This is a genomic window from Peteryoungia rhizophila (assembly GCF_004912145.1).
GTDB lineage: Bacteria > Pseudomonadota > Alphaproteobacteria > Rhizobiales > Rhizobiaceae > Allorhizobium > Allorhizobium rhizophilum.
The window spans coordinates 404,389-427,047 of record NZ_STGT01000005.1 but is presented as its reverse complement, the minus strand read 5'-3'; the positions used below and the strand labels follow the sequence as shown (position 1 = coordinate 427,047).

The following is a 22,659-nucleotide window of genomic DNA, read 5'->3' as shown; positions in this document are numbered from 1 at the left end:
ATGTGGGAAATGGAGCCCTGCCCTTCAAGAAAAAAGCGGACCCAATCGGAGAACCGACTGAATCCGCTGCTTAAATTCGAAACGACGAAGTATCAGTTGGCCTTGCCACCCTTGATGACACGCTTCACAGGCGTTGCCGCCTTGACGTTCTTCGTGTGGGTCTTGGCAAACTGGACGATGCGCGGAGCGATCTCGCGACGGAAACGCGAACCGTTGAAGACGCCGTAGTGCCCGACATCGGGCTGCATGTAGTGCAGACGCATGTGCTCGGGAATGTTCGTGCAGATGGTCTGCGCCGCCTTCGTCTGGCCAAGACCGGAGATATCGTCGTTTTCGCCTTCCACAGTCAGAAGCGCGACATTGCGGATTGCGGATGTGTCGACCCGCTTGTCACGATGCATCATCTCACCCTTCGGCAAGGAATGCTTGATGAAGACGGTGTCGACCGTTTGCAGATAGAATTCCGCCGTCAGGTCCATTACCGCCAGGTATTCGTCATAGAAGTCGCGATGTTTCTCGGCGGGTTCCCCGTCATTCTTGACGAGGTGCATGTAGAATTCCTTGTGGGCGACCATGTGCCTATCGAGGTTCATCGACATGAAGCCCGACAGCTGAAGGAAGCCCGGATATACGGCGCGCATGACGCCCGGCTGCGGCCACGGCACCTGCATGATGACATTGTCGCGGAACCATTCGAGCGGCTTGTCTTGTGCCAGCTGATTGACGGCCGTCGGGTTGATGCGGGTGTCGATCGGACCGCCCATGAGTGTCATCGATGCCGGAGCACAGGTGTCTCCGTCAGCTTCCATCACGGCGACAGCGGCCAGAACGGGTACGGATGGCTGACAAACGGCGACGACGTGCGTGTCCGGCCCAAGGTGGTGAAGCATGTCGATGACGTAGTCGATGTAGTCATCCAGGTCGAAGTCACCCTCGGTCACCGGCACCATGCGGGCATCGATCCAGTCGCTGATGTAGACATCGGCGCTTGGGAGCAATGCTTCCACCGTACCGCGCAACAATGTTGCATAGTGGCCGGACATGGGCGCCACAATCAGGATGCGCGGACCCTTGTCAGCGCCGGCCGGCAGGTGACGCTTGAAGTGGATCATGTCGCAGAAAGGTTTGCGCCAGACGATCTCTTCCTCGACCCTAACACTCTCCCCATCGACCGTCGTCGTCGGGAGACCGAAGGCCGGCTTGCCGTATCGGCGTGTCACACGTTCGAAAACCTCGAAACCTGCGGAGAAAGTACGCCCAACGACAGTGTGCGACCATGGGTTCAGGGGGTTTTTCCAAGCGAGGTTCATCGCGTCAGCGCTTGCCCGGAACGGTGCCATGAAAGCGTGGTTGAGTTCGTAGAGCTGATAGAACATGGGGTCGATACCTCTGCCTCAGACCAAACTGGTCTGCGTTCATTCGCTAGACTAACAGACTTTGTGCATTGCAAAAGCCCGGATTTCTCCTCGGCCATCGCAGCCTGTTGTCAATTGCCTGCCTATGATGATGACCAACAAGGCTTAAAGTTCCACCCTCAGCACTCGGTTAATCAGCAATCACAGTGTTCACCCGATTTTGCATCCCCTACCCTTTCCGAGGCTTGCGATTTGCTGTTTGTTCCCAAACGTCATCCCAAGACACGAATGAAGGAACATCATGACCTCCAGCAACAACCGTACATCCGAATACAATGTCGATCCGATCTTTCTCGATCGATGGTCGCCGCGTGCCTTCGACGGCAGCGTCATGCCCAAGGAAGATCTGCTGACGATTCTCGATGCAGCCCACTGGGCGCCGTCCGCGTTCAACTATCAGCCTTGGCGGTTCGTTTATGCGCTGAAGGGTACGGCCGAGTTCGATAAGTTTCTCGACATCCTGATCGAGTTCAATCAGGGCTGGGCAAAGAACGCGTCTGCGCTGGTCTTCGTTTTCTCGGACACGCTGAGCCGGCCTGCAGACGGGTCGGAACCCAAGTCCTATCGCAGCCATAGTTTCGATGCGGGTGCCGCCTGGGGGCTTCTTTCGCTTCAGGCGATCAAGTCGGGCTATTTCGCCCATGCGATGACGGGGTTCAGTTTCGACCGTGCGCTTTCTGAACTGGGCGCACCGGAAGGATTTCATGTGAATGCGGTGGTCGCCATCGGCAAGCCCGGAGACAAGGAGGCCCTGCCCGAAGGCCTACGTTCGAGGGAAGCTCCGAACGATCGCAAGCCTCTGGCCGAAGTCGCCTTCGAGGGCCGCTTCTGAACTGACGCGTTCATCGTTTCACGTGAATCACGTTAACCATGCCGCCGGTAAAGTCTGTTGAAAAAGAAAGGGCCGCTTCACTCGAAGCGGCCCCATTTTGTTCGATGTGAAGTGGATCAGATATCGAGGTTGGCGACGCTCAGGGCGTTTTCCTGAATGAACTCACGCCGCGGCTCGACTTCGTCGCCCATCAGGCGCGAGAACAAGCCATCGGCGTCGGTCGCATCATTGACCTTGACCTGCAGCAGCGAACGAACATTCGGATCGAGCGTGGTTTCCCAGAGCTGCTCGGCGTTCATTTCGCCGAGACCCTTGTATCGCTGCATCGACAGGCCCTTGCGACCGGTGGCGAAAATCGAGTCCAAAAGCGCGCGCGGTCCCGACATCTCGCTTCGGCCGTCCTTGCGGGTCAGAACCGGCGGTTCGGAATAGATCTCACGCAGGCGTGCCGACATCTGGTCCATGTGGCGGGCGTCGGCGGAGCCAATCAGCGCCACATCGACCGACGCAACTTCCTTGACACCACGGACAATGCGCTCGAAGCGCAAGCCACCTTCGTCGGTGACGAAGCCCTGCCAGCCCCGCTCCGTCTCTTCTGCGATCATATCGAGGCGGCTCGCAACCAGAGCTGCGGTAGCCTCGGCCTGCTGGCGATTTCCGGTCAGTTCCGGATTGAGGGCCCCAGCGATGGCCGCCTGTTCGATGACGTTGCGGCTATAGCGGGAATGTAGGCCGTCGATCAGCGAGCGCAGACGCAGCGCATCCTGGATCACCTCTCGCAGGTCCGGTCCGGCACGGACCTCGCCATTGGCCAGCGTCAGGGTGGCTTCCTCGAGGCCCATGGTAATCAGGTAATCTTCGAGTGCCTTTTCGTCCTTCAGATACTGAACGGACTTGCCGCGGGCTACCTTATAGAGCGGCGGCTGCGCGATGTAGAGATGGCCGCGCTCGATCAGTTCCGGCATCTGGCGGAAGAAGAAGGTGAGCAGCAGGGTTCTGATATGGGCACCGTCGACGTCAGCATCTGTCATGATGATGATCTTGTGGTAGCGCAGCTTGTCGGCGTTGAATTCATCCTTGCCGATCGATGTACCCAAAGCGGTGATCAGCGTGCCGATTTCCTGACTCGACAGCATCTTGTCGAAGCGTGCACGCTCGACGTTCAAGATCTTGCCTCGCAGCGGGAGGATTGCCTGGTTTTCGCGGGAACGGCCCTGCTTTGCGGAACCACCTGCTGAGTCACCCTCGACGAGGAAGAGTTCGGACTTGGCCGGATCGCGCTCAGAGCAGTCGGCGAGTTTGCCCGGTAGCGACGCGATATCGAGGGCGCCCTTGCGCCGGGTCAGTTCACGCGCCTTGCGCGCGGCTTCACGAGCGACTGCGGCCTCGACTACTTTGCCGACAAGGATCTTCGCTTCCGTCGGATGCTCCTCGAACCAGGTGCTGAGCGCTTCATTGACGAGGTTTTCGACGACCGGGCGCACTTCGGAGGAAACCAGCTTATCCTTGGTCTGGGACGAGAACTTCGGGTCGGGAACCTTGACCGACAGCACAGCCGTCAGACCTTCGCGGCAGTCTTCACCCTGTAGGCTTACCTTCTCCTTTTTGGTGATGCCGGAGCGATCGGCATAGGAGGTCACCTGACGGGTCAGTGCGCCACGAAAACCGGCCATATGCGTGCCGCCGTCGCGCTGGGGAATATTGTTGGTGAAGCAGAGGACGTTCTCATGGTAGCTGTCGTTCCACCACATGGCGACTTCGACAGTGATGCCGTCTTTCTCGCCCTTGATGGCGACTGGCCTATCTACCAGCGGCTTCTTCGAGCGATCGAGATAGCGGACGAAGGCTTCCAGACCGCCATCGTAGAGCATTTCTTCCTGGCGGATGTCTGACTTGCGCTTGTCGGTCAGCAGAATGCGAACACCGGAATTCAGGAATGCAAGTTCGCGAAGGCGATGCTCCAGTATACCATACTCGAAATCCACATTGGTGAAGGTCTCGGTGCTGGGAAGGAAGGTCACTTCCGTTCCCGAACGACCTTCATATTCACCGATCACCTTTAGCGGCCCATCGGCCACGCCGTGGGTGAAAGTGATCTCGTGCAGCTTGTTATTGCGGCGGATTTTCAGAATGAGCTTGACCGAAAGCGCGTTGACGACCGAAACGCCAACGCCGTGCAGACCGCCGGAGACCTTGTAGGAATTCTGGTCGAATTTGCCGCCCGCATGGAGCTGCGTCATGATGACTTCGGCAGCGGACACACCTTCGCCGGTGTGGATGTCCGTCGGGATGCCGCGACCGTTGTCGGTCACGGTGACCGAGCCGTCAGCATTCAGCGTCACAGTGACGATATCGGCATGGCCCGCCAGAGCCTCGTCGATCGCATTGTCGACGACTTCGTAGACCATGTGATGCAGGCCGGAGCCGTCGTCCGTGTCACCGATATACATGCCGGGGCGCTTTCGGACGGCGTCCAGTCCCTTCAGAACCTTGATCGAGTCTGCGCCATATTCGGCCGGTGCATCATTTTCCACGATCGGCAAGTCGGTCATTCAGCAATCTTTCCAGTCAATTCTCAAAGGCCCGGCTGATTCGAATCAGCAGCTTCAAGTGGCCCGACTATAGGGGTTTTGGCCTGAGTTCCAAAGGCAAGGGCGTTGTTTCTCGTGGATATAGAGGGCATTTCAAGCCCATCACGGCCGTTTTTTGGCGGTATCCAGGATATCCTGCATTTCTCGTATCACATCTGGAGGTAGCTGGCGAATCAGCTTGGCCAGATCATTGGCAAAGGCGGTATACTCGGGCTTCATTCCGGAAGTATCCAAGACGACGCGGGGATCAGACCGACCGGCGGTCGAGAAGAGTTCCTCGGCCTCATCCCAGATGATGTTGAAGTATCCGGCCACGCGCTGCAGGAAGTCGAAGTTCGGTAGGCCGCGCTTGCCGTGCTCCAAGGCCGATAGATAGGCCGGCGACACGCCGATGGCCGCTGCCATCTCCTTCTGGGATACACCCTTGCGCTCCCGCAATTCCCGTAAAGCACTACCGAAGGGTGTCATCGACGGTCCTGCCCGCGACGGGAGAGCCGCACATAGAGGGCGCCCTCCCCGCCGTGCTGACGGCCGGCCGGTTCGTAGGACGAGATGATGAAACGAAATTCCGGCATGGCGAACCAAAGGGGTACCGCACGCTTCAGCGCGCCCTCGCTGCCGAGCGAACTGCCTTTGCCCGTGATGACCAGAACATGTCTCAGCCCGCGCTCATGGGCGCGGATCAGGAAGTCGAGGAGCATACCATGCGCCTCACTCTGGATCAGACCATGGAGGTCGATACGAGCTTCCAGCGCCAGATGACCGCGAGAGAGCTTGCGCTTGACGGGCTTTTCCAGAGGATGATGGATATGCGCTGCCGGTTTACGATCGGCTTCGCTGCTGTTTGTGGGAGACGACAGGGCGGCCCGGCTCAGAGCAGGCACTTGCTTCTCTTCGGCGGGCGTCGCGAACTGCTCCTCGAAGCCCAGCAGTTCTTCCATACGCCCAGGCATGGGACGGGTCGAACGCGCGACCTTGCCCCAGAGGATGCGATCTTCCGGATTGAGCTTTGGTCCACCCGACACTCAGACAAACCTCTCTGCCGCCTGCTTCGGGATCAGTATATAGAAATCCGCCTGATTGTGCACGGCACCGGCCAATTCGCCGGCCTCATCTCCAGACCCCGTAAAGATATCGCCGCGGGCCGGCCCGACGATCGCGGACCCCGTGTCGAGCGCCAGCATGGTGCGTGCGAATTCACGCCCGCCATCCATATGGGTCAGGCCTCTCGCATGGATGAAGAAGGGAAATCCGAAGGTATGGATCTGGCGATCGATTGCGAGAGACCGCCCTGCAATCAGAGGCACTTTCGCGGCGGCAATCGGCCCGCGCGACAGATCCTCCACTTCGGCTTCCCGAAAGAAGATGTAGGACCTGTTGTGCCACAGGATTTCATCGATCCTCTCGGGGTGTTCACCCAGCCAGGTCCGGATCGACTGCATCGAGATCTTCGTCTCCGGGATCTCACCCAGATCGATCAGGAGACGGCCGATGCCCGAGAAAGGGTGCCCGGCCTTCGCGGCATAGGTTATCCGCCGAAGCCGACCGTCCGGATATCGCAAGCGGGCGGCGCCCTGGACATGGGCAAAAAAGACATCGACCTTCGAGCGAGCCCAGGCGATCTCGAGACGCCTGCCCTCGAGCCAGCCCTGATCGATCGCTCGCCGGTCCGGATAAGGCACAAGCCCCTCATCCGTCTGCATGGCGAAGGCATAGGTCGGATCGAGATCAGCCGGTCGATTGGTTTCAGTTACATCCACCAGGTCCAGGGGGCGGCGATAGATTGGATGGCGATACCGGTCATCCTGCGCATCACTGACGGCCACCTCCGGCTCGTAGAAGGCTGTAACGACACCTGATCGGGTATTGTTGGGTTCGATGCGGAAAGGTCGGGTCTCTCGTTCGAAGAAAGACCGTGCCTCTCTGGCATCGCGTGGCGAGGCTCGGCTTGCGCGTTCCAGCAGCGGTGCAAGGTCTTCTGCGGTGAGCCCCAGTGCGCCCGCCTTATATGGTTTGACCGACTGCAGGTAATTCCTGCAGTCGGTCATGGCAGCCCAGAGAGATGAGGGATCGTCGAGCCTCCAGCCCGGCAGGTCTTCGAATGAGACCGGCCTCAGGCGAAACGCGGAACCGGCCTCGCTCATTGTTCCGCTTCGGTCGCGATCAGCTTCCAGTTCGGATCGCGGGAGCGAACGTCGCGCGCGAAAGTCCAGACGTCATTGACCTCAGCCACAGCCTCCGCGTCACCATCGATGATCGTGCCGTCCTTATCGTAGGTCGCCGTGATCAACTGGCTGACGATGCGAACCGTCACCTGCTCCTCGTTGTCGCGCGCGGAAGCCTGAGTGATTTCGGACTTCTCGATACCAACGAAGGTCGACTTCACCGTTTCACCCCTGCTTTCGCGATCTGCAATCGCGCTTTCAAAGCCTTCAAAGACTTCGCGGGAGAGGAGGCCTTTCAGCGTTTTCCGATCGGCGTCCGCGTAGGCCATGACAATCATCTCGTAAGCGATCTTCGCACCATTCAGGAACTCCTTCGGATTGAAGCTCGGATCGTGACGCAGAAGTTCGCGAAGCTGATCGTTCAAGACTGTGCCGGCAGGCGCATATGCGTCGACCGCGCTGAAGCGTTCTTCACCTGTTGCATCTTCACGGCGCGGCAGCGTGACCACCTTGCCGTCGTCACGAGCGGCACCCTTCGGCAGATCACGCTGTGCAAGTGGATCGAAGGGCTGCTTTTCGTTGCCCGTGCGTCGACCCAGAACGCTGCGAAGCTGGAAAAAGATCAGCACCGCGGCGACCAGGAAGAATAATGTAACGAAATCGCTAGATCCCATGAATACCGCCAGGCTTGATTGAATTTGTTTTTTCAATCTCCCATATAGTCTGCAGCGCCGCATCATTCAAATGGCGAGACGCATTCTTTGCAGCGAGTGTGCGCCGACTCTTGCGATATCCGGATCACAATGGCGTTTGGAGTCATCTATGCGCCTACCCCTGGTGCTCTTTCTCATCGCACCGCTCGTTGAAATCGCGAGTTTCATCATCGTCGGTCAAGCAATTGGTGTGCTGCCAACACTCGGGCTCATCGTGCTGTCAGGCGTGGCAGGCGTGGTTCTTCTGCGCTTCCAGGGTGCGGGCATCCTTCGCCGGCTGCAGAGCGAGGCTCAGAAGGGTGTCGATCCGGGACGGGAACTGGTTCATGCGGCACTGCTGGCCGTTGCAGCCTTCCTGCTCATCGTGCCCGGATTCTTCGGGGACATCATCGGCATTCTGCTCTTCCTGCCATTCGTAAGGGACTTGGCCTGGCGCATGATCAAGCCGCGGATCGTGGTGAGCAGCACATTTGCGAATGGTGGTTTTCGCACAGCACGGCCGGCGGACGACAATGTCGTCGACCTCGATGACGACGAGTTTCAGCGAGAGCCCGGCCCAAACTCGAAAAACCCCGACTCCCCTTGGCACGGTCCACGGATCGGCCGTAACTGACGCAGCGCGACCCTTGCCGGCCTCAGGGTTGTAAGGTGAAGGTTCAAATGTTAGATGGCCTTAGCATTTCATCTTCAAGGACACGCCCTATGGCCGACAACAATCAGGGAACGACATCTCCGTCCCTCAACATTCTCGCCCAGTACATCAAGGATTTCTCGTTTGAAAATCCGGGTGCACCGCGGTCGCTTCAGGCGCGGGACAAGGCGCCGGCCATCAACATCAATGTCAATGTTAACGCCAACCCGCTCTCGGACAACGACTTCGATGTCGTGCTGACCCTGAATGCGGAAGCCAAGGACGGTGACAAGGTCGTCTTCGTGACCGAGCTGGTCTATGGCGGCGTATTCCGGATCGCCGGTTTTCCGCAGGAGCACATGCTGCCGGTTCTCTTCATCGAGTGCCCGCGTCTCCTCTTCCCGTTCGCTCGTCAGATCATTGCCGATGCCACGCGCAATGGCGGCTTCCCGCCGCTGATGATCGACCCGATCGACTTTGCTCAGATGTTCGCCCAACGCGTTTCCGAAGAGCAGTCGCGCGCGAAGAACCAGGCAGTTCCCAACTAATTTCTCGACGTCCGAGCATCGATGTGGAAAGGGCCCTAACCGGGCCCTTTTTCACGCGCTGTATTTGGACCAGATCGCCCTATCTTTCAGGCGTGCGACGAGCTTGGCGTGGCCTTCGACTTCAATGGCCGAGAGGCGCGGTGGCAAGGATCGTGGCCTCTCGTAGCTGATCTCCACGATGTCGGTCATCTCGACGGACTGGTTTCGCCGAGTATCGACCGAGGTCAAACCCAAAGCGGCCTGCCGACCTCCGAGCATCTCGATGTAGACTTCCGCCAGCAGTTCGGAGTCGAGCAATGCGCCGTGTTTCGTGCGGTGCGAATTGTCGATGCCATAACGACGGCACAGGGCGTCCAGAGAATTGGGACCCATCGGATGCTTGCGGCGCGCGAGTGAGAGCGTATCGATCACCAAGTCAGACGGCACTGGCGGAATCGAAAGTCGGTCGAATTCTGCGTTGATAAACCCCATGTCGAACGTGGCATTGTGAGCGATCCACTTGGCGCCTTCGAAGAACTCCTGCAGATCTGCGACGATGTTCGCAAAGACCGGCTTGTCCTTCAGGAACTCATCCGTGATGCCATGGACCGCGAGCGCGTCCGGGTGAACCTTGCGGTCGCCTGGATTGATGTAGACATGAAAAGTGCGACCCGTCGGGAAGTGGTTGAGCAGTTCGATGCCACCGATTTCGATGACGCGGTCCGCCTTGTTGTCGAGGCCCGTGGTTTCCGTATCGAAGATGACTTCACGCATGATTTGCCGAGCCTGACTGTTTGCTCAATTCGTTGAGGATGGATCTCACCTGCGCGCGCGCGCTGTCAATCCCTTGACCCGTGTCGATCACATAGTCTGCACGCGCGCGTTTCTCTGCATCCGGCATTTGACGTGCGAGAATGGTCTCGAATTTATCCTGCGTCATCCTCGGTCGGGAGAGCACGCGCTGTCTCTGGATCTCGGGTGCACAACTGACGACGACGATTTTGTCCATTCGCACTTCTCCTCCGGTTTCGAACAGGAGCGGAATATCCAGAACCACGACGGGCGTGCCTTGCTCGCGGTGGTGATCGAGAAAGCGCTTTTCTCGATCACGCACCAAGGGATGAACAATTTCCTCGAGTAGTTTGAAGTTAGCCGGATTCTTCGCCAGATTCTGGGATAACAACTGGCGATCCACCACTCCTCCTACGATGGTGTTCGGAAAAACTTCGGAGATCGGTTTCACCGCTTCGTTGCGGTAGAGGTCATGAACGACCTTGTCGGCATCGTTGACTGGAACGCCTTCGTCAGCGAAGAGCCCCGCCGTGGTCGATTTTCCCATCCCGATGGATCCGGTCAGTCCAATGACGATCATGCATGGTCCTCGATGTCCGCGATAATGAGGTTCCGTAACTCCTCGGTCACCTCGGGCATTCGGCCGAACCATTTCTCGAATCCCGGTGCCGCCTGGTGCAGCAACATTCCGAGCCCGTCGACGGTGCTCAATCCCACCTGCTCAGCCTGAAGCAGAAAGGGTGTCTTCAATGGGACATAGACAATGTCCGTGACGAGCGCATCACTCATCATCCGATCGAACGGGAGCTGCGGAGCCTCAGCCCCATCCATGCCAAGGGAAGTCGTATTCACGAAGAGGCCTGCGCCATCGAGCAGTGAAGGCAACGAGTTCATCCCGTGAGCTTCAAGCGGCGCACCGAAGCGATCCACGAGTTCGCGGGCGCGCTCCAGGGTGCGGTTGACGACATGGATTTCCGCGATTCCGCGATCACGCAATGCCTGAAGAACGGCACGGCTTGCACCTCCCGCTCCTAGGATTACAGCCCTTTGGGCTCGATCCCATCCTGGCTGGCGCGCGTCGAGATTGGCAAGGAAGCCAATGCCGTCGGTGTTCGTGGCGTGAAGGCGGCCCCCTTCACGCCAGAGGGTATTTGCGGCGCCGAGCTCTTCTGCGAGGGGATCGACCTGGTCAGCGAGAAGGCAAGCGGCTTCCTTGTGTGGGATCGTGATGTTTCCCCCACGATAAGGAGAAGCCTCCGTTTTCAGATTGGCGATGAATTCCGGAAATTCGCCAGGGGTGATTGCGATCTTGTCATAGGACCCATCTAGTCCGTACTTGGCGAGCCAATGACCATGGATAAGAGGAGAGCGGGAATGCTTGATCGGGTAGCCGGCGACAAAAGCACGGGGAGAAATTGTTTCACGTGAATCACGCATGGTTAATTCCATGTTGCCGAAGGGCGGCAAGGAGCGGAAGAAGCGGCAAACCCAAAATAGTGAAGTAATCACCGGCGATGGCATCGAAAAGCTGAACGCCCTCCCCTTCCAGCTGATAACACCCAACGCTGGACAAGATTTCCGGGCCGTTCCTTTCAAGATAGCCGGCCAAAAATGCATCAGAGAAATCGCGGACCTGCATGCAAGCGCGCGACACCTCGCTCCAGAGCACTCGGCCATCCTGAACGAGGCAGACGGCGCTATTGAGAAAATGCGCCTGTCCACGCAGACTTTCGAGTGTCTCCCTGGCCTCGTCGATGGAGGTCGCCTTGTGAAAGATCCTCGGGCCGAGTGACATCGTCTGGTCGCAACCTATGACAACGGCGCCGGAGTACTCGCGTGATACGGCTGTCGCCTTGGCGATCGCCAGATGCCTTGCGATCGTGACCGGATCTCGGTTCGCCGCCGGCATTCGTTCTTCGATTGCACGCTCGTCAATCGATGCCGGAACGGCAACAAATTCTAGACCGGCATTTTTCAAGAGCGTCTGGCGGGCCATGCTACCCGACGCAAGAATCAAGGGTGATCCCATGATGGAAACCTTCGTGATGGCAATTTCTCTCGCTTAGCGCGGCTTGGGGCGGAGAGCAACGATGGCGGCGGCCGTCTCTTCTATCGAGCGGCGCGTTACATCGATCACGGGCCAATTGTTGCGCGCACAAAGTGACCGCGCATATTTAAGCTCCTCGGTGATGGAGGCGCGATCGACATACTCGCTTCGGTCATAACCCGGGGTGGCGCCGAGTATCCGATTTTCGCGGACCTGCGAGATGCGATCCGATGTTGCGATCAAACCGACGATCAGCGGTCGCTTGGCCGTGAGCAGCGAGTCTGGCACAGGCATGCCTGGCACGATCGGCAGGTTTGCGGTCTTGATACCCCTGTTTGCCAGATAGATGCTGGTCGGCGTCTTCGATGTACGGCTGATGCCGATGATGACGACGTCAGCCTGGTCATAGTCCTCCGGCGCCTGGCCATCGTCATGATCCATGGTGAAATTCAGAGCCTCGATGCGCGCGAAATAATCCGCGTTCAGGACGTGCTGTGCGCCCATCCTCCCCCGCGACGGTGCTCCCAGATAGGCCTGGAACTTCTCGATGATCGGCGCGAGTACATTCACACAGGGCAAGCCGAGCTCGTGGCAACCGGTCTCGATGAGTGCGGCAAGGTCGTGATCAACGATCGTGTAAAGAACGATCCCGGGTTCGCGATCAATCGCTTCGATCAGTGCCTTGATCTGCTTTTTGCTACGGATGAGCGGATAAACGTGTTCAATCGCATTCGATCCGCGGAATTGCGCCGCCGCCGCACGGCCGGCCGAGATCAGAGTCTCCCCGGTCGAGTCAGATATCAGGTGGAGATGGAAGAAGTTTTTCCGGTTCTCCACGATGTTCTCCGTACCCTGTTGATAGATTGGGATAAACAGAGGTAGCGGCGGCAGGTCGCCGGGAGCAAGAGGAAAAGTGCCAATTTATCCACAATCCGACCATTGGGGGCGTAGGATTACCGCACCCTGTGAATTGTGGTGATGGCGGTCGTTAAGCACGCAGCTATCGACTCATGATGCCCAGTTAATGAATTCATCGACCGGTAGCGAAGAGCTTGGAATCTCGGGTTAATTTCGAGTTGTCCCCATTATCCCCATTCTGAGCCTTGATTATCCTATCAGAGGCGAGAGATTCTCGCTTGGCAGGAACAAGCTGTGATCCAGGATTAATCCTTGATAGTCAGAGACTCTTAGAAATAGAAGAAGATTCAATATCTCTTTTCTTTATTGAAAGGGCTTGAGCCTTGAGCACGCCGAACCGTAAAATCCTGGATGTTCTGAATGGGAAGACGGTCAGTCCGCCTCCGATCTGGCTCATGCGGCAGGCGGGCCGCTATCTTCCCGAGTACCGGGAAACGCGGAAGAAGGCCGGGAGTTTCCTGGATCTCTGTTATTCGCCGGAATTCGCGACAGAGGTCACGCTTCAACCGATCCGCCGCTATGGCTTCGATGCGGCGATCCTGTTTTCCGACATCCTCGTCATTCCGGACGCCTTGAAGCGCAATGTGACTTTCACGGAGGGGCATGGTCCGCAGATGGATCCCATCGACCCGGACGGGATTTATGGATTGTCAGCTGACGGTGTGCTCGATCACCTGAAGCCTGTCATGGAGACAGTGTCGCGGCTCCGCTCGGAGCTTCCACAGGAAACGACCTTGCTGGGTTTCTGCGGGGCGCCCTGGACGGTTGCGACTTACATGATCGCGGGACATGGAACGCCTGATCAGGCACCTGCCCGCCTTTTCGCCTATCGTCATCCCGAAGCCTTTCAACGGCTACTCGACATCCTTGCCGAAATTTCTGCCGACTACCTCGTTGCGCAAATCGATGCTGGCGCCGACGCGGTGCAGATCTTCGATTCCTGGGCGGGTGTCCTCGGAGAAACCGAATTCGAAGCTTTCGCCGTGAAGCCGGTCCGACGGATCATCGCTTCTGTCCGGGCGCGGAGGCCTCAGGCAAAGGTGATCGCCTTTGCCAAGGGAGCCGGGATACTGCTGAAACGCTACCGTCAGGATACTAATGCCGATGCAATCGGGCTGGACTGGTCCGTTCCGCTGAGCTTTGCCGCTGAGCTGCAGAAGGATGGGCCTGTGCAGGGCAATCTCGATCCAATGCGTGTGGTTGCCGGCGGGGTTCCGCTTCGAGACGGGATAGATGCTATCCTTCAGGCCCTGGGCCAGGGGCCACTGATCTTCAATCTCGGTCATGGGATCACGCCGCAAGCCGATCCCGCCCATGTCACCGATCTGGTGAACCAGGTGCGAAACGTCCGGTGAGATGATGGAAAAGCAGATCGATACCCATCCCGGCGCACGAGCCGCGAAAAAGGCGGCGACTGCCCTCGCCTTTTTCGTGATTGTCGGTGGCGCGATTATGCTGGCCGGCCCAGACCAGGCCTATCCCTGGATCAAGGCCCTGCACATCATCGCGATCATTTCATGGATGGCCGGCATGCTCTACCTGCCGCGCCTGTTCATCTATCACTGCGATTGTGATCCGTCGTCCGCGCAAGCGCAAACCTTCGCCGTCATGGAAGAGCGGTTGATGAAGGTGATCATGAACCCGGCGATGGTCGTATCCTGGGCATTCGGGCTCTATCTCGCCTGGCAGGTCTTCGGGTTTCAGGGCGGCTGGCTTCATGCGAAGATCGCGGCAGTGATTGCGCTGTCCGGCGTGCATGGCTATTTTGCCAAGGCCGTGAAGTCGTTCGGCCGCGGTGAATACATCCGTACACCGCGCTTCTGGCGCATGATGAACGAGGCGCCCACCCTGCTGATGATCGTCATCGTTGTTCTCGCCGTGGTGAAACCCTTCTGAGTCTTTCGGGTCTTGGTGCTTTATTTTCACCGGAACTGGCTTTTCGCTTGCGGTCGAATCCCGGAGTCGCTATTTTCGCGCCACCTCCTCTATTGGCTTGCGTATTATTCAGTCATTTGCGGCCTTCGCGATCGTACCGAATTCAACCAGCTCGCCGTTCCCCTTAAAAATCTATCTGACGTGGTCCCCTCTTCATGGCTGAAATGAAGCTACAAGAACTCAAAAGCAAATCGCCGACCGATCTCCTGACCTTTGCCGAATCGCTCGAAGTCGAAAACGCGAGCACGATGCGCAAGCAGGAGCTCATGTTTGCGATCCTCAAAATGCTGGCGAGCCAGGACGTGGAGATCATCGGCGAAGGCGTCGTGGAAGTTCTTCAGGATGGCTTCGGCTTTTTGCGCTCCGCCAATGCCAACTACCTGCCCGGTCCGGACGATATCTACATTTCACCGTCTCAGATCCGCCGCTTCTCGCTGAAGACGGGCGACACGGTTGAAGGTCCGATCCGTGGGCCGAAGGAAGGCGAACGCTATTTTGCCCTCCTCAAGGTGAACACGATCAATTTCGAAGATCCCGAGAAGATCCGCCACAAGGTCCACTTCGACAACCTGACGCCGCTTTATCCCAATGAGCGGTTCAAGATGGAACTGGATGTTCCAACGTCCAAGGATTTGTCGGCCCGCGTGATCGACCTCGTGGCACCGCTCGGCAAGGGTCAGCGCGGCCTGATCGTCGCACCGCCGCGTACCGGCAAGACCGTTCTCCTGCAGAATATCGCGCATTCTATTACGGCCAATCATCCAGAATGCTACCTCATCGTTCTGCTGATCGACGAGCGTCCGGAAGAAGTCACCGACATGCAGCGTTCAGTGAAGGGCGAGGTTGTATCGTCGACCTTTGACGAACCCGCTGTACGGCATGTGCAAGTGGCGGAAATGGTCATCGAGAAGGCCAAGCGCCTGGTCGAACACGGTCGTGACGTCGTCATTCTGCTGGATTCGATCACGCGTCTTGGCCGCGCCTACAACACCGTTGTTCCTTCCTCCGGCAAGGTCTTGACTGGTGGTGTCGATGCGAACGCCCTGCAGCGTCCGAAGCGTTTCTTCGGTGCCGCGCGTAACATCGAGGAAGGCGGCTCGCTGACGATCATTGCGACCGCGCTGATCGATACAGGCAGCCGTATGGACGAAGTCATCTTTGAAGAGTTCAAGGGCACCGGTAACTCGGAAATCGTGCTCGATCGCAAGGTCGCGGACAAGCGCATCTTCCCGTCCATGGATATTCTCAAGTCTGGCACCCGCAAGGAAGACCTTCTTGTTCCACGTCAGGATCTGCAGAAGATCTTTGTCCTGCGTCGTATTCTGGCGCCAATGGGAACGACCGACGCCATCGAGTTCCTTATCGACAAGCTCAAGCAGACGAAGAACAATGGCGACTTCTTCGACTCCATGAACACCTAACCATCGGGAGATTGCTTCTCCCGGACACGGTGGCGGCTGTGGAGTGATCGCATGAGCACTCAAACTGAAACCATCTTCGCTCTGGCCTCCGGAGCTCTTCCAGCCGGCGTTGCTGTCATCAGGATCAGCGGGCCGGCTTCATTCCCTATCGTCCAAGCTCTAATCGGTGAGATTCCGACTGCACGCTATGCTGCCCTACGCAGCGTACGAACGCGGGACGGCGAATTTCTGGATCGCGGGCTTGTCCTCATATTTCCGGGACCATCCTCGTTCACGGGGGAAGATTGCGCCGAGCTTCATCTCCATGGAGGCAGGGCTGTCGTGACAGCCGTTCTTCGATCTTTAGCCGGATTCCCTGGTAGCAGACTTGCGGAGGCCGGTGAATTCTCGCGCCGAGCATTCGAGAATGGAAAAATGGACCTCGTTGAGGTGGAGGGATTGGCGGACCTTCTGGCGGCTGAGACGGAAATGCAGCGCCGGCTGGCAAGTGAACAGGCCAATGGAAAGCTCTCGGCGGTCTACGATGAATGGAGAGAGAAGCTGATCTTCGCCCGTTCGATGCTTGAGGCCGAACTCGACTTTAGCGACGAAGGTGACATACCCGGTTCCGTGTCTGAGGTGATCTGGAAGGATGTTGCAGTTCTCAAGAGCCAAATCGACGAAGCTATCGCCAATCTGAAGGCCGGTGAGATCATTCGAGATGGGTTCAAGGTTGCTCTGGCCGGCCCACCTAATGCCGGCAAATCGAGCCTCATGAACGCACTGGCGCAGAGGGATGTGGCCATTGTGACACCGATTGCAGGCACTACGCGTGACATCGTTCGATGCGAGCTCGACATTGAAGGCTACAAAGTTGAAATTTTCGACACTGCGGGGCTCCGGGACACTGAAGACCCAGTGGAGCAGGAGGGCATCAAGCGGGCGTATCGTACGATCAACCAAGCCGATCTGGTCCTCCAGTTGGTCGATCTGTCGGATGGAAAGGCTGATACGCAGGAGGTTGTTCCTGGTGCCGTGCGGATCGGGACGAAACTGGACTTGGCAGAGCTGCGAGAACAAACTGATTCGGTGCCGTTCTCATTCGGCGTTTCCTCGGTTACCGGTCATGGATTAGGAACGCTGCGCCATCATCTTGTCGATGCGGTCAAGCGCAGCACGAACTTGGGAAGCCTTGCAATTCCGAGCCGCTTGAGGCATGCAGAACGCCTCCAGGCAGCGTCGTCTTACTTGAACGACGCATTAACTGAGCGGATGAAGCCTTTGGAGCTTCGCGCCGAGGATTTACGGCTCGCATCCAGTGAACTTGCGCGGGTGACGGGTCGAATCGATACCGAAACGCTTCTGGGTAAAATCTTTTCTGAATTCTGCGTCGGCAAGTGATTCACGTGAAACAGGTCTATCAGAACATGTCTGATCAAGCATTCGACGTCATCGTCGTCGGTGGTGGGCACGCAGGGACAGAGGCTGCCGCCGCCGCTGCGCGTATGGGCGCTATGACAGCGCTTGTGACCCACCGGGCCGATACGATCGGCGTCATGTCCTGCAATCCGGCGATTGGCGGGCTTGGAAAGGGCCATCTTGTCCGTGAAATCGATGCCCTTGATGGCATAATGGGCCGTGCGGCCGACCTCGGTGGGATTCAGTTCCGTATGCTGAACCGAAAGAAGGGCCCTGCCGTGTGGGGCCCCCGCACGCAGGCAGATCGCAAGCTTTATAAAGAGGCCGTGCAAAGACTCCTGTCGGACTATCAGAATCTCGAGATTATCGAGGCTGGCGTAACCAGGTTCATTCGTGACTCTTCCGAAATAAATGGAGTTATTCTGGACGATGGGCGATCGCTTTCTTCCGGTGCGGTCGTCCTGACGAGCGGGACCTTCCTGAATGGGTTGATCCATATCGGAGACCGCAAGATCCCCGCAGGCCGTGCCGGTGAGCCGCCGGCCCTGGGGTTGAGTGGTGATCTTGTCGCTCTTGGCTTGAGACTGGGGCGCTTGAAGACGGGTACCCCGGCGCGCCTGGATGGGAAGACGATCAGGTGGGAAATGTTGGAGATGCAGGAAGCCGATCCTGATCCCATCCCATTTTCCTTCATGACAGAATCGATTTCGACCCGACAGATTGCTTGTGGCATTACCCGAACCATATCGGAGACCCATCGCATCATTCGAGATAATATTCATCGGTCGGCGATGTATTCTGGTCAAATTGAGGGTGTTGGGCCGCGCTACTGCCCGTCGATCGAAGACAAGATCAATCGGTTCGGTGATCGGGACGGGCACCAAATTTTCCTTGAGCCTGAAGGACTTGACGACGATACTGTCTATCCAAATGGGATATCGACCTCTCTACCTGAAGAGGTTCAAGACGCGTTTATTCGGTCAATTCCAGGACTTGAGAATGTTCGGATTCTTCAACCTGGCTACGCCATCGAATATGATTATGTCGATCCGCAGCAGCTCGATCTGTCGCTTTCGGTAAAGTGCGCCCGAGGTCTCTTTCTCGCGGGCCAGATCAATGGGACAACGGGATATGAAGAGGCCGGCGCGCAGGGACTACTCGCTGGTCTCAATGCTGCCCGGCATGCTGCCGGGAAAGGGATGATTTCTTTCAGTCGCACGAATTCCTATATCGGTGTCATGGTCGATGATCTCACTTCGCGTGGTGTTGCTGAGCCTTATCGGATGTTCACGTCTCGTGCGGAGTACCGTCTTTCGTTGAGAGCTGATAACGCCGATATGCGATTGTCACCGCTTGGGATCGAGTTGGGCTGCGTAGGTCCTGTGAGGGCCAAGAAGTTCAAGACCTATGAGGTGCAACGTCAAGGGCTCTTTGACACTCTTGAAACTTTGATTGCGTCCTCGGCGGCGATGGCACTGGCAGGAGTATCGGTCAACCAGGACGGCCGGCGCAGATCGGCCCGAGAAGTACTGTCCTATCCCGACCGATCTTGGGATGATGTTGTTCGGATCTGGCCGGACCTTGCTTCCAAGGACAGGAAGATTGCGGATCTCGTTGCAATCGATTGTCTCTACCATGTTTACCTGGAGCGACAGAACGCGGACGTCATCAGCGTAAAGTCGGAGGAAGATAGACAAATTCCGGGAGATTTCGACTATGATTCCCTTTCGGGTCTATCGAACGAGCTGAAGTCCAAGCTCACGGCGCTGCGGCCTTTGAATGTTGCTCAGGCGTCGCGGCTTGAAGGTATGACTCCCGCTGCTGTTGCGCTGTTGATTGCGCACCTTCGCAAGATTCCTCCAATTGGCTTGGCTTCGTGAATGCAGAAAATCCCTGGCGCTGAATTTGACCTCACTGTTTCACGTGAAACGCAGGAGCGGCTCGAGAGCTTTGCCAAGCTTTTCCTCAAGTGGTCGAAAAGCATCAATCTCATTGCTCCATCGACAGTTGAGCAGCTGTGGACGCGCCACATACTCGACTCGTTGCAACTCCGTAACGTTCTTGAGCTTTCAGGTCGCTGGATCGACCTTGGAAGTGGAGGCGGCTTCCCTGGGATCGTCACTGCAATTCTTCTGGCGGAGGCCCAGGAAGGTTGGATCGATCTTGTCGAGAGTAATCAGAAGAAGTGCAGCTTCCTCAGGATGGCCCTCGCCGAGACTGGCGGCCGCGGTGCCGTTCACCCAGTGCGAATCGAGGATGCCGCTGGAAAGCTCCCGGCCCCGGATTTCATATCTGCTCGTGCACTAGCCGAACTAGATCTGCTCTTCGACTACGTCATCCCATGGACAACACAAAATCCCGACGTGAAGCTGATCTTCCATAAAGGACGGGATTATCGATCCGAGGTCGATAAAGCGCGTGGTCGCTGGGACTTCGATCTGGTAGAACATCAGAGCGTGGTCGAGACGGACTCCGTAATCTTGGAAATAGCCTCGCTCACGCGCAGGGTCTAACGCTTCGGGTGCCAAATGAGTCTCGAAAAGAACCGCATCATTACCATTGCCAATCAAAAGGGCGGTGTGGGCAAGACGACGACAGCCATCAATTTGGCAACCGCGCTCGCGGCCATCGGCGAGCGCGTTCTGATTGTCGACCTCGATCCTCAGGGTAATGCCAGTACTGGTCTCGGTATAGACCGGCGCGCGCGCCGTCTCTCGTCCTATGATGTGCTGATCGGTACCCATTCCGTATCAGAGGCTGTGCTCGAAACTGCTGTGCCAAACCTCTCGATCGTTCCCTCAACCATGGATCTCCTTGGTTTCGAGATGGAGATTTCACAGCAACCGGACCGCGTCTTCCGGCTCAAAAAGGCTCTCAATCTGGATGATGCGCGTAGCTACAGCTATGTCCTCCTGGATTGTCCTCCGTCGTTCAACCTGCTGACGATGAATGCCATGGCGGCGGCGCATTCCGTGCTTGTCCCATTGCAATGCGAATTCTTCGCTCTGGAAGGTCTCAGCCAGTTGCTCGATACGATCAACCAGGTTCGTCAGACTGTAAATCCGACGCTCGATATCCAGGGCATTGTTTTGACAATGTTCGATTCCCGCAACAATCTGGCACAGCAAGTCGTCAGCGACGTTCGCGAACATCTGGGTGAGAAGGTCTATGCGACACTAATCCCTCGCAATGTGCGCGTCTCTGAAGCGCCGTCGTATGGTAAGCCGGCTATCCTTTACGATCTCAAATGCGCCGGCAGTCAGGCCTATCTGCAGCTCGCTTCAGAAGTCATTCAGCGTGAGCGGCAGAGAAAAGCGGCCTAATCTTCGTATAAGGGTGTGAGTATGAGCGAAGACGTATCGAAGCGGCGGCTCGGCCGTGGTCTTGCGGCGCTGATCGGCGAAATGGATCAGCCTGTTCCGGTTGGTGAACCTCGTCCGGCCGTTAATCCGGATCGCACGATTCCCATCGAATTCGTCGCCCGCAGTCCGAAGAACCCGCGTCGGTACTTTGATGAAGCCGAATTGCAGGATCTGGCGGGCTCCATTCGCCAGCACGGGATTGTTCAGCCAGTCGTCGTCCGCACCGTCAGTACGGATCGCTATGAGATCATTGCTGGCGAACGACGCTGGCGTGCCGCGCAGCTCGCCGGATTGGTCGATATCCCTGTCATCGTTCGCGATGTCGACGATCGGACAGCGCTCGAGCTGGCTATCGTCGAAAATGTCCAGCGCGCAGACCTCAATCCCCTCGAAGAGGCATTGGGTTACGAGCAGCTGATTGCCGAGCATGGCTATACTCAGAACGATCTCGGCGAGATCATCGGCAAGAGCCGAAGCCATGTCGCCAACAGCCTCAGATTGCTGAAGCTTCCTGATCCGGTGCGCGACATGCTGGCTGATGGCAGCCTGTCTGCGGGGCATGCGCGAGCACTGGTTTCCACGTCCGATCCGGTCACTTTGGCCAAGACGATTGCTCAGAAAGGCCTCTCCGTTCGGGATGCGGAGAAGCTGGCGCAAAATCACATCAAGGCACAGCAGGACCCTGTGCCAGCCGACAATAGGGAGCCGAAGGATTCGGATACGATTGCGCTTGAGCGGAGCCTGTCCGATCGACTCGGCCTTTCCGTCACGATCAACCACAAGGGTAGTGGCGGACAATTGAAGATCAATTACAAGACGCTCGACCAGCTGGAAGAGATCTGCCGGCTCTTGGAGGCGCGCTGATCAGGCGCGTCGGTTGCGTCGCGCTGACTGCAGGGTGGTCGCCAACAGTGTCTGAATCGCGAGATTGTCTTCGAGGGATGAATTCTGGCGGCTTTGAAGGATAGCAGCATTCAAGCGGCCTGTTTCGCGGGCAAGGTCAGAACTGTTCCAGTTCCGTAATGCTTTCTCCATGATCGGCTTTCGCTTGAAATGGATGCCGCGTCCCAGAGTCTGCATGACCTGAGGGGCCTGCTGTTGGCGCTCCTCCATCTCCAACCGCATTGTTTCCAGAGTTTGCAATTGCTTCATCGTTCCCTGAAGGACGAGAAAGACGGCAGTTTTAGATGCGATGACCTTCTGCACGGCGTGCAGGAAGCCATCGGGATCGCCGGAAAGAACGGCATCCACGACTTCGTCGGTCGATACCGCACTTGCGTCGCCTACGATGTCGATGACGTGAGCTTCATCGATCAACTCATCTTTCAGGCAGTAAAGAATCAGCTTCTGAACTTCGTTGCGGGACGCGATGCGATCTCCGCCGATCGAGTCGAGCAACAGTTGCCTTGCGGCAGGTGTGATCCGCATGTTTGACGCTGCCAGTTCGGCATCGATCAGGCCGTTGAGTGCCCTCGCGTCGTCCTGGTAGCAAGCGATACAGGCAATGCTACGTTCACCTTCGGCGACTTTGCGAAGTGCCGAGCCCTTCTTGAGGTCACCGGCTTCAATCAGGACATAGCTACCTTCAGGAGGATGCGAAGCGATGTGCGCCAACCCGTCCACAAGCTGCTTTTCGTTGGCAGCACCACGGATCCAGATAAGCTTTTCCCCTCCGAAGAGACCAAAAGCATTGACTTCGTCAAGCAACCTCCCCGGATCCGACTGAATATCGGACGCGTCGAGCTTGATAACTGCGAACCCGTCTGTCAGGTCGACGCCCGTGGACCTTGCTATCTGGGCACCGCGCTCGGCAACGAGCCCGCGATCAGGACCGTAAACGACGAAGAGCCGATAATGCCGGACCGACTTCTGTAGAAAACCTTCGAACTCGTGAGACTTGATTTCAACCATG

Annotated in this window: 23 protein-coding genes; 11 read left to right on the top strand and 12 right to left on the bottom strand. The window is 57.4% G+C overall.

All coding sequences use genetic code 11. The features are described 5' to 3' along the window. Positions 1-92 precede the first annotated feature (92 nt). Positions 93-1,376 carry a polyhydroxyalkanoate depolymerase gene (locus E9677_RS21020; protein WP_136560004.1) on the bottom strand — a complete coding sequence of 428 codons (1,284 nt, stop codon included), beginning with the start codon at positions 1,374-1,376 and terminating at the stop codon, positions 93-95. Positions 1,377-1,656: 280 nt separating this feature from the next. On the opposite strand from E9677_RS21020, the gene E9677_RS21015 reads away from it, so the two are divergent. Next, positions 1,657-2,247 (top strand): nitroreductase family protein, encoded by a 591-nt coding sequence (locus E9677_RS21015; RefSeq protein WP_136560003.1) that lies wholly within the window; start codon positions 1,657-1,659, stop codon positions 2,245-2,247. Positions 2,248-2,363: 116 nt separating this feature from the next. Here the strand turns inward: E9677_RS21015 and gyrB are convergent, their stop codons facing one another. The 5 genes from gyrB to E9677_RS20990 all read right to left on the bottom strand — a co-directional run bounded on the left by gyrB (position 2,364) and on the right by E9677_RS20990 (position 7,677). Further along, positions 2,364-4,799, bottom strand: coding sequence for a DNA topoisomerase (ATP-hydrolyzing) subunit B (gyrB, locus tag E9677_RS21010; protein WP_136560002.1), 2,436 nt, complete (start codon positions 4,797-4,799; stop codon positions 2,364-2,366). Between the two features lie 141 nt (positions 4,800-4,940). Next, positions 4,941-5,306 carry a helix-turn-helix domain-containing protein gene (locus E9677_RS21005; RefSeq protein WP_136560001.1) on the bottom strand — a complete coding sequence of 122 codons (366 nt, stop codon included), beginning with the start codon at positions 5,304-5,306 and terminating at the stop codon, positions 4,941-4,943. Further along, positions 5,303-5,863: a Smr/MutS family protein gene (locus E9677_RS21000; protein WP_136560000.1), complete on the bottom strand. Its 561-nt coding sequence runs from the start codon at positions 5,861-5,863 to the stop codon at positions 5,303-5,305. Before E9677_RS21000 ends, E9677_RS21005 begins: the two co-directional genes overlap by 4 nt. Next, entirely contained in the window at positions 5,864-6,982 is a 1,119-nt protein-coding gene (gene mltA / locus E9677_RS20995; RefSeq protein WP_136559999.1) for a murein transglycosylase A, read from the bottom strand. Then, positions 6,979-7,677, bottom strand: coding sequence for a Tim44/TimA family putative adaptor protein (locus tag E9677_RS20990; protein ID WP_136560056.1), 699 nt, complete (start codon positions 7,675-7,677; stop codon positions 6,979-6,981). The genes mltA and E9677_RS20990 overlap by 4 nt, the downstream gene beginning before the upstream one ends. A 148-nt stretch (positions 7,678-7,825) precedes the next feature. Between E9677_RS20990 and E9677_RS20985 the strand changes: the two genes are divergently transcribed. Together E9677_RS20985 and secB are read left to right on the top strand one after the other, a co-directional pair. Continuing rightward, positions 7,826-8,329 (top strand): FxsA family protein, encoded by a 504-nt coding sequence (locus E9677_RS20985; RefSeq protein ID WP_136559998.1) that lies wholly within the window; start codon positions 7,826-7,828, stop codon positions 8,327-8,329. Between the two features lie 89 nt (positions 8,330-8,418). Then, on the top strand, positions 8,419-8,895 hold the full coding sequence (gene secB / locus E9677_RS20980; protein ID WP_136559997.1) for a protein-export chaperone SecB: 477 nt from the start codon (positions 8,419-8,421) through the stop codon (positions 8,893-8,895). A 51-nt stretch (positions 8,896-8,946) separates the two neighbouring features. Here the strand turns inward: secB and dnaQ are convergent, their stop codons facing one another. The 5 genes from dnaQ to E9677_RS20955 are packed head-to-tail and all read right to left on the bottom strand — an operon-like array spanning position 8,947 to position 12,550. Beyond that, positions 8,947-9,648, bottom strand: coding sequence for a DNA polymerase III subunit epsilon (dnaQ, locus tag E9677_RS20975; protein WP_136559996.1), 702 nt, complete (start codon positions 9,646-9,648; stop codon positions 8,947-8,949). Continuing rightward, complete coding sequence (coaE, locus tag E9677_RS20970) at positions 9,641-10,246, bottom strand: dephospho-CoA kinase (RefSeq protein WP_136559995.1); 606 nt, start codon at positions 10,244-10,246, stop codon at positions 9,641-9,643. The genes dnaQ and coaE overlap by 8 nt, the downstream gene beginning before the upstream one ends. Beyond that, complete coding sequence (locus E9677_RS20965) at positions 10,243-11,103, bottom strand: shikimate dehydrogenase (RefSeq protein ID WP_136559994.1); 861 nt, start codon at positions 11,101-11,103, stop codon at positions 10,243-10,245. Before E9677_RS20965 ends, coaE begins: the two co-directional genes overlap by 4 nt. Next, the gene (locus E9677_RS20960) at positions 11,096-11,695 is read right to left on the bottom strand and encodes a Maf family protein (RefSeq protein WP_136559993.1); all 600 of its coding nucleotides are present in this window, start codon (positions 11,693-11,695) and stop codon (positions 11,096-11,098) included. Before E9677_RS20960 ends, E9677_RS20965 begins: the two co-directional genes overlap by 8 nt. Positions 11,696-11,728: 33 nt before the next feature. Then, complete coding sequence (locus tag E9677_RS20955; RefSeq protein ID WP_136559992.1) at positions 11,729-12,550, bottom strand: pyruvate, water dikinase regulatory protein; 822 nt, start codon at positions 12,548-12,550, stop codon at positions 11,729-11,731. 404 nt (positions 12,551-12,954) lie between these two features. On the opposite strand from E9677_RS20955, the gene hemE reads away from it, so the two are divergent. The 8 genes from hemE (at position 12,955) to E9677_RS20915 (ending at position 21,611) form a co-directional block, all read left to right on the top strand. Next, the gene (gene hemE / locus E9677_RS20950) at positions 12,955-13,986 is read left to right on the top strand and encodes a uroporphyrinogen decarboxylase (protein ID WP_136559991.1); all 1,032 of its coding nucleotides are present in this window, start codon (positions 12,955-12,957) and stop codon (positions 13,984-13,986) included. A 4-nt stretch (positions 13,987-13,990) separates the two neighbouring features. Further along, complete coding sequence (hemJ, locus tag E9677_RS20945; RefSeq protein ID WP_136559990.1) at positions 13,991-14,527, top strand: protoporphyrinogen oxidase HemJ; 537 nt, start codon at positions 13,991-13,993, stop codon at positions 14,525-14,527. Positions 14,528-14,721: 194 nt separating this feature from the next. Then, positions 14,722-15,987, top strand: coding sequence for a transcription termination factor Rho (gene rho, locus E9677_RS20940; protein WP_110791477.1), 1,266 nt, complete (start codon positions 14,722-14,724; stop codon positions 15,985-15,987). A gap of 51 nt (positions 15,988-16,038) precedes the next feature. Further along, entirely contained in the window at positions 16,039-17,367 is a 1,329-nt protein-coding gene (gene mnmE, locus E9677_RS20935; protein WP_136559989.1) for a tRNA uridine-5-carboxymethylaminomethyl(34) synthesis GTPase MnmE, read from the top strand. A gap of 26 nt (positions 17,368-17,393) precedes the next feature. Beyond that, entirely contained in the window at positions 17,394-19,265 is a 1,872-nt protein-coding gene (mnmG, locus tag E9677_RS20930) for a tRNA uridine-5-carboxymethylaminomethyl(34) synthesis enzyme MnmG (protein ID WP_136560055.1), read from the top strand. Beyond that, positions 19,266-19,898 (top strand): 16S rRNA (guanine(527)-N(7))-methyltransferase RsmG, encoded by a 633-nt coding sequence (rsmG, locus tag E9677_RS20925; protein WP_136559988.1) that lies wholly within the window; start codon positions 19,266-19,268, stop codon positions 19,896-19,898. It begins immediately after the preceding gene. A 15-nt stretch (positions 19,899-19,913) separates the two neighbouring features. Then, positions 19,914-20,708: a ParA family protein gene (locus E9677_RS20920; protein ID WP_136559987.1), complete on the top strand. Its 795-nt coding sequence runs from the start codon at positions 19,914-19,916 to the stop codon at positions 20,706-20,708. Positions 20,709-20,729: 21 nt separating this feature from the next. After that, complete coding sequence (locus E9677_RS20915; RefSeq protein ID WP_136559986.1) at positions 20,730-21,611, top strand: ParB/RepB/Spo0J family partition protein; 882 nt, start codon at positions 20,730-20,732, stop codon at positions 21,609-21,611. Here E9677_RS20915 and holA read toward each other — a convergent pair whose 3' ends face one another. Next, complete coding sequence (gene holA, locus E9677_RS20910; protein ID WP_136559985.1) at positions 21,612-22,658, bottom strand: DNA polymerase III subunit delta; 1,047 nt, start codon at positions 22,656-22,658, stop codon at positions 21,612-21,614. Between the last annotated feature and the right edge of the window lies 1 nt (position 22,659).